This window comes from Candidatus Neomicrothrix sp., from assembly GCF_035329545.1.
Lineage (GTDB): Bacteria > Actinomycetota > Acidimicrobiia > Acidimicrobiales > Microtrichaceae > Microthrix > Microthrix subdominans.
Window position 1 is genome coordinate 1 of sequence record NZ_DAOLGP010000067.1, and the last position, 5,829, is coordinate 5,829.

General features: G+C 67.5%; 6 protein-coding genes and 3 pseudogenes. 7 read left to right on the plus strand and 2 right to left on the minus strand.

Annotated features, from left to right (window positions below; all coding sequences use genetic code 11):
• Positions 1–232 (plus strand): hypothetical protein (locus PKD89_RS19430; RefSeq protein ID WP_324332869.1); only part of this gene is annotated, 232 nt, incomplete at its 5' end.
• A gap of 204 nt (positions 233–436) precedes the next feature.
• Here PKD89_RS19430 and PKD89_RS19435 read toward each other — a convergent pair.
• Positions 437–1,384, minus strand: coding sequence for a LysR family transcriptional regulator (locus PKD89_RS19435; protein WP_324332871.1), 948 nt, complete (start codon positions 1,382–1,384; stop codon positions 437–439).
• A 124-nt stretch (positions 1,385–1,508) separates the two neighbouring features.
• Between PKD89_RS19435 and PKD89_RS19440 the strand changes: the two genes are divergently transcribed.
• The 6 genes and pseudogenes from PKD89_RS19440 (at position 1,509) to PKD89_RS19460 (ending at position 5,443) form a co-directional block, all read left to right on the plus strand.
• The gene (locus PKD89_RS19440; protein ID WP_324332873.1) at positions 1,509–2,492 is read left to right on the plus strand and encodes a fatty acid desaturase; all 984 of its coding nucleotides are present in this window, start codon (positions 1,509–1,511) and stop codon (positions 2,490–2,492) included.
• A gap of 47 nt (positions 2,493–2,539) precedes the next feature.
• A pseudogene (locus tag PKD89_RS19900) lies at positions 2,540–2,845 on the plus strand (LLM class flavin-dependent oxidoreductase); the annotation flags it as partial.
• A gap of 158 nt (positions 2,846–3,003) precedes the next feature.
• On the plus strand, positions 3,004–3,438 hold the full coding sequence (locus PKD89_RS19905; RefSeq protein WP_349257394.1) for a hypothetical protein: 435 nt from the start codon (positions 3,004–3,006) through the stop codon (positions 3,436–3,438).
• A 208-nt stretch (positions 3,439–3,646) separates the two neighbouring features.
• Positions 3,647–4,438 (plus strand): annotated as a pseudogene (locus tag PKD89_RS19450) (transposase); the annotation flags it as partial.
• Between the two features lie 85 nt (positions 4,439–4,523).
• A complete protein-coding gene (locus PKD89_RS19455) occupies positions 4,524–4,991 on the plus strand; it encodes a transposase (RefSeq protein ID WP_289010896.1) in 468 nt (155 codons plus the stop codon).
• 131 nt (positions 4,992–5,122) lie between these two features.
• On the plus strand, positions 5,123–5,443 hold the full coding sequence (locus tag PKD89_RS19460; RefSeq protein ID WP_289010894.1) for a hypothetical protein: 321 nt from the start codon (positions 5,123–5,125) through the stop codon (positions 5,441–5,443).
• Between the two features lie 167 nt (positions 5,444–5,610).
• Here the strand turns inward: PKD89_RS19460 and PKD89_RS19465 are convergent.
• Positions 5,611–5,829: pseudogene (locus tag PKD89_RS19465) on the minus strand (hypothetical protein); the annotation flags it as partial.

Genomic DNA, 5,829 nt, shown 5'->3' on the forward strand with positions numbered 1-5,829 from the left:
CGAGCTAAGTGCGCTCGACCTCGCCGACAGCCGTCGGAACGCTCAGGTTCTATGCCGTCATGTCACGTACCTCGACGACAGGGACCCGGCTGTCGTCGAGCGGCAAGTCTTCCTCATCATCTCGCTACTTGACAGCCTCATGCTCACTGCTGTTCAGCTCGACGCCGCCGAGGCCGATACCTTGGTCGAGGACTTTGCGACGATGGCAATCTCACTTCTACGAGGGTTCTGAGCGATAAGAGAGTTCTAGAAGCGATAAGAGGAATCTCCCGAGGAGCCCTAACCCAAGCGGCGAGCGACGACTGGGCCGACCCTGACAGACCCGTGGAGCCCGTAATGATGCGGAGGGCGATAGGCATGTTTCTGGTCGTCGGTCGGGTGAGAGAATGATGTAAAGAGCTGCGCGGCTAGGTGGATATGCACCAGTCGTTCGGGATCATGACGCGCGTCCTGGCCGGTCTACATCAGGTGGGGTGGTGCGAATGATGTCGATGAGGGCCGTCGCGCTCGGGGGGAGGGGCCGCTCGTCCATGGTGGCGAGAACGATGGGTGCCGACTGGAGGATTGCTTGTTGGTCGTCGGGGACATCGAGCATGACGAGCCCCCCGGCCTCGATGCCCCGCCGGATGGACTGCAGAGGTGCGAGGCCGAGAGCGTCGGTGGACAGGACCAGGGTCTCCATGGTGGCGAGGTGGTCGACGATCACGTGTCGACCGCGCTCGGCGATCTCGTCGGCGAGGACGGGATCGGTGGGCATGGCAGCTCCGGTGAGGCTGGTGTACCACCGGGGTGCCTCGGTGGTGACGATCGGGAATTCTCTGAGGACCTGGATGCCTTGGGGTGGGACCGTGGCGAGCGGGTGGCCAGACCGACAGAACGGAACCGGTTCGTAGGTGGCGATGGCCTCGATGGTGACATCATCGTGTGGGGCGTCGGGCGCGAGGCCGATGAACAACTCGAGGTGGCGGTCGCGGAGGCCCCGAAGCAGGGCATCCGGTGTGGCGCTTCGGATGCGGCAGTGGAGGTTGGCGCTGTGCCCGAGCATGGTGGCCACCGCCGGGGTGAGGTGGCTTTCGATGAGGAGGGGGTGGGCAGCGACCGAGAGCGCACCGCGCTCGTAGCCCTCGAGTAGGCCGACCTCGCGTTCGGCGTTGTCGAGGATCTCCAGCGACTGTCGGGCGGCTTCGATGACCAGCGCACCAGTCGCGGTCGGGCGTGACCCGTGACGGCCCCGATCGAACAGGCGGGTGCCGTAAGTGCGCTCAAGACGGGCGATGAGGTCGCTGACCGTGGACTGCGACAGGCCGACCGCGTCAGCTGCGCGCCGGGCATTGCCCAGGCGGGCCAGTGCGGTGAGAGTGCGGAGCTCGGTACGATGGTCCATGATCGGATTACCGGTCCTTTCGACCGGAAGCTGGGGATTTACCGGTCGTACTCGCTCACGTATGTTGAATGCCAGGCCGCATGGCGGTCAACCCTTGATGTCCACAGTGGGTGGGGAGACGACCATGACCTCGATCGGACCTCGAGCCAGCGGCCGAGGCGACCGCGATGAGCGCATTCAGGTCGTCATCGACGAGACCGAGGTCGTCCGCCGCCACTCTGGAGAGGTCGGTTGGCCGACCGTCGCGCTCTGCGCAGGACTCGTCGCCGCTTACGTGGGGGTAATCGTCGGATGGTTCGCCGGACTCGTACCGTTGTGGGCTGGGTTCGCCCTCAACGCGGTGCTCACCTACGCCTTCTACACGGTGCACCACGACGCGAACCACAAAGCGATCAGCGGCCGCCAGGCGCGGTGGCGCTGGCTCGACACCGCCTGCGGTTCGATCGCCGCGATCCCGCTCCAGCTGAGCTTTCGTGGCTACTCAGGGACACACCTACGGCACCATGCCCACACCAACGACCCGGTCCTCGATCCCGACGCCCAGGTGAACGGACCGATGTGGTCGCTCCCGGTGAAGTGGGCGATGGTCGTGGTGTTCGGGGTGATCGGTGCCCTCCCGTGGGGTGACCGCCTCGTGGCGCGCTTGCTCTCGAAGCGGATGCCCGCAGCCAAGCCCGAGTCGAGCGAGCGGATCAAGGCCGAACGACGACGTGTTCGTCGCTACTCCCAGATCGGTCTGCTCTTGCTCGTCGCCTCGATCCCGCTCGGTCTATTCGTGCCCGCGTTCTTCCTCTGGTGGATGCCGGGCCGAGTGGGCATCTTGGCCCTGATCGTCTTGTTCCAGTGGCTCCCGCACGTCCCTTACGACAATACGGCTCGGTTCCTCAACACGCGGATCACAACATTCCGAGGCTCGACCTGGTTGCTGCTCCAACAGGACCGCCACCTGATCCACCACCTCTATCCGTCGGTGCCCTGGTACCGCTACCGTGCCGTCTTCCGAGAGGTACGACCGCTCCTGGAGGCGGAAGGCGCTCGAATCGAAGGCCGAGACTCAGACTCCCACCCGCGCCGGCCGATCCAGCTCCGCTACCGGCCCAACTCCTAGGTGGGAGAGCACATGCACGTGTCGCCGATCACCGCTAGCGGATGGCGATGAGCCTCTCTCCAATCGGAATCTGGACCGCCGCCCTTGACCTTGTCTCGGCTCATCGTGCCCAGGAGATCGTCTCGGAACTCGACGAGCAGGGGTGGGGGGCGCTGTGGATCCCTGAGATCCTAGGCCGAGACGCCCTCATCTTCGCGGGAGTCCTCCTCGCGGGATCACCAACGATCACCGTGGCGACCGGCATCGCCAACGTGTGGGGACGCGACCCGATGGCGATGAGGGCCGGGCAGCTCACGCTGGCCGAGACCTATCCCGATCGGTTCATCCTCGGGCTCGGCGTCAGTCACGAGCCGCTGATCAAGGGCGTACGCAACCACGACTACCGACGTCCCTTGGACCACATGCGCGAGTACCCCGGCGCCAGCCCCCGAGCCCCGGGGAGGCCCGGCCTCCCGTCCCCCCCCCCCCCGCCACACCCCCACCGCGGGTGCTCGCCGCCCTCGGACCTAGGATGCTCGACCTCGCGGCCGAGCGCGCCGATGGCGTTCACACCTACCTGGTCACCCCCGACCACACCGCCATTGCTCGGGCTGCTGTCGGTTCCGACGCCATCGTGGCCGTGGAGCAGAAGGTGGTGCTCGCCACCGACCCGACCCAGGCTCGCGACCTGGCCCGCACCACGCTGGCGATGTACCTCGAGCTACCGAACTACGCCAACAGCCTGCATCGCCTCGGCTTCGCCGACACCGACCTCGCCAGCGGCGGCAGCGATCGCTTGGTCGACGCCCTCGTGGCGTGGGGTGACATCGAGGCCGTCGCCGGCCGGATCCAAGGCCACCTCGACGCTGGAGCCACTCACGTGTGCATCCAGGTCCTCGGCGACGCTCAGGCCGAGCCTCCCACCCCGCAGTGGGCCGAGCTTGCTCATCGGCTCACCACGAAGTGACGGAGCTCCGAACGGGGCGTAACCGGCGCTTCGCGGATGAGCGGGGTGTGAGGGTCCCGGGCGCGTAGCAGGGGCCCCTGCGAACTTGGCGATGTCTAACCACGATCTTTCGTAGCGAGCCCTTGTGCGGCTCGCGAAAAGCCCTCCCACCTGGGATGATGTGAGTCGCTGAACAAACATCGAACCCGGGAACGGGAGGGCTTTGGTGATGAACGGTACCAGGCTGATTCGGCCACGGACGGTGACCTGCGACGGGGAGGGGCTGGCGTCGAGGGCGGGGCTGGTGTGGCTGGCTGAGGCGGCTGACCTGACCGGCCTCGCGGCGGGTCTGGTCGAGGCCTTCGATGGCCAGGCGTGGCGGCGTCACCACCCCGGGCGGACCATGGCCCAGGTGACGCTCGCCTTGGCCGACGGGGCGACGTGCCTGTCGGACCTGGCCGTGCTGCGCAACCAGCCGGCCCTGGCCGGACCGGTGGCGTCGGAGCCAACGGTGTGGCGGACCTTCAACGATCTCGGCCCGGTCGAGCTGCGGGGCATCGTCGCAGCGCGAGCTTCGTCGCGGGAGCGGGCCTGGGCCGCCGGTGCCGGCCCCGATGGTGAGCTGTTGGTGATCGACATCGACGCCACCATCGTCACGACCAAGGCCGACAAGCAGGACGCTGCGCCGACCTACAAGCGCACCTACGGCCACCACCCGTTGCTTGCGATGGCCGGCGACTGCAACGAGGTCCTGGCCGGGACGCTGCGCCCGGGCAACGCCGGGGCCAACACCGCCGAGGACCACGTCGTGCTCCTCGGCCAGGCCATCGCTGCGCTGCCCGAGACCTGGCGGGCCGGGCACGCACCCGGCGACCATCCCGATGACACGGCCAAGGAGCTCATCGTCCGGGCCGACGCGGGAGGCACGTCGCACTGGCTGGTCGAGGCCTGCCGAGACCGCAACATCGGCTTCTCGCTCGGGTTCGGGGTCACCGGTGCGGTCCGCGACGCCATCGTCTGCGTCGATGACAATGACTGGGCCCCTGCGGTCGACGGCAACGGCCGACCGCGCCCTGGCGCGCAGGTTGCTGAGCTCACCGACTTGGATGGACCTGAGCGCCTGGCCGGCGGGCACGCGGGTGATCGTGCGCCGCGAGCGCCCCCGCCCCGGTGCCCAGCTGTCGCTGTTCGACACCGTCGAGGGCATGCGCCACACCGCGTTCATCACCGACCAGCCCGGCGACGACATCGCCGTCCTCGAGCTGTTCCAGCGCCAGCGCGCCCGCGCCGAGAACCCGATCCGTGACACCAAGGCCTGCGGCCTGGCCAACCTGCCGTTCGACTGCGTGGTGAACAACGAGGTATGGATGCAGCTCTGCTTCACCGCCCATGACCTGCTCGCCTGGGCGCAGGCCATCAGCCTCACCGGCCCCCTCCGACGAGCCACCCCAAAGACGCTCCGCCACCGGCTCCTCCACGTCGCCGCCCGCGTCACACCCAGCGGCCGGCGTCTCGACCTCGACCGCACCTGGCCCTGGGCCCCCACACTCCTGGCCGCGCCCTCGGACCACTGACCGTGACCAGCAACAGCCCCGCTCAAGCAGCCCTATGAAAGATCGTGGCTAACGTCGTCGAGTCCGAGGGTGCCCCTGCTGTGTTCAACGCTACGCCGTATGGTCCGCACCGCGTAGCACGCCAAGAACCCATGCGCAGCATCTACGACATCGACGATCCCGACCTCGCCGTCGAGTTCGTCGAGCGGCTCGGTGTTGATCTCCAAGACGAGTCCTGCCCACCCGAGATCCGCCAGCTCGGTCGAACGATCACCAAGTGGCGACACCAGATCGCCGCGTGGCACCGAGGCTCGGGTGTCGAACGGACCGACCGAAGTGATCAAGAACCTCATCAAGCGGGTCAAGCGCGTGCCGATATCGGGTTCCGCCGCTTCGCCCACTACCGGATCCGAGCCCCGCTCTACGCCGGCCAACCCAACTGGGGCCTACTCCCGACGGTCACACCCCGCTGAAACGCGAAGCGCCGCGTTGGTTCGGGCGGGAGTGACCTCGCCGAAGAGCCAGCCGTTCAGGGATGCAGGGGCCGGTCACGCTGGCTTCAAGTCGTTCCCGCTTGTCCTTGTGAGCGATCAGGGAAACCCGTCATTGGGGATCATCGAAAACCGACATGGGGTCGGTGTCAGTCGCGTCGGATGGCGGCGTCGGCGACGAGGTGCCGGTAGACGGTGTTGGAGATTTGGCGCCCGAGCGCCCGCAGGGCTGCTTTGTTCGTCCTGTCCTCGGCGACGCGCCGATCGAAGTAGGCGCGGCCGTCGCAGTGGGTGGCGGAGCTGGCAGATCGCTGCGGGTGCTTGTTCCTCTCTTGAGCGAACGAGGCGGCGAAGCCCCAGCCGGGACG

Bases quoted from the DNA above. Each gene is read 5' to 3' on its own strand.
- PKD89_RS19440 (WP_324332873.1), top strand. From the start codon at position 1,509: ATGACCTCGATCGGACCTCGAGCCAGCGGCCGAGGCGACCGCGATGAG.
- PKD89_RS19905 (WP_349257394.1), top strand. From the start codon at position 3,004: ATGCTCGACCTCGCGGCCGAGCGCGCCGATGGCGTTCACACCTACCTG.
- PKD89_RS19435 (WP_324332871.1), bottom strand. From the start codon at position 1,384: ATGGACCATCGTACCGAGCTCCGCACTCTCACCGCACTGGCCCGCCTG.
- PKD89_RS19455 (WP_289010896.1), top strand. From the start codon at position 4,524: ATGGACCTGAGCGCCTGGCCGGCGGGCACGCGGGTGATCGTGCGCCGC.
- PKD89_RS19460 (WP_289010894.1), top strand. From the start codon at position 5,123: ATGCGCAGCATCTACGACATCGACGATCCCGACCTCGCCGTCGAGTTC.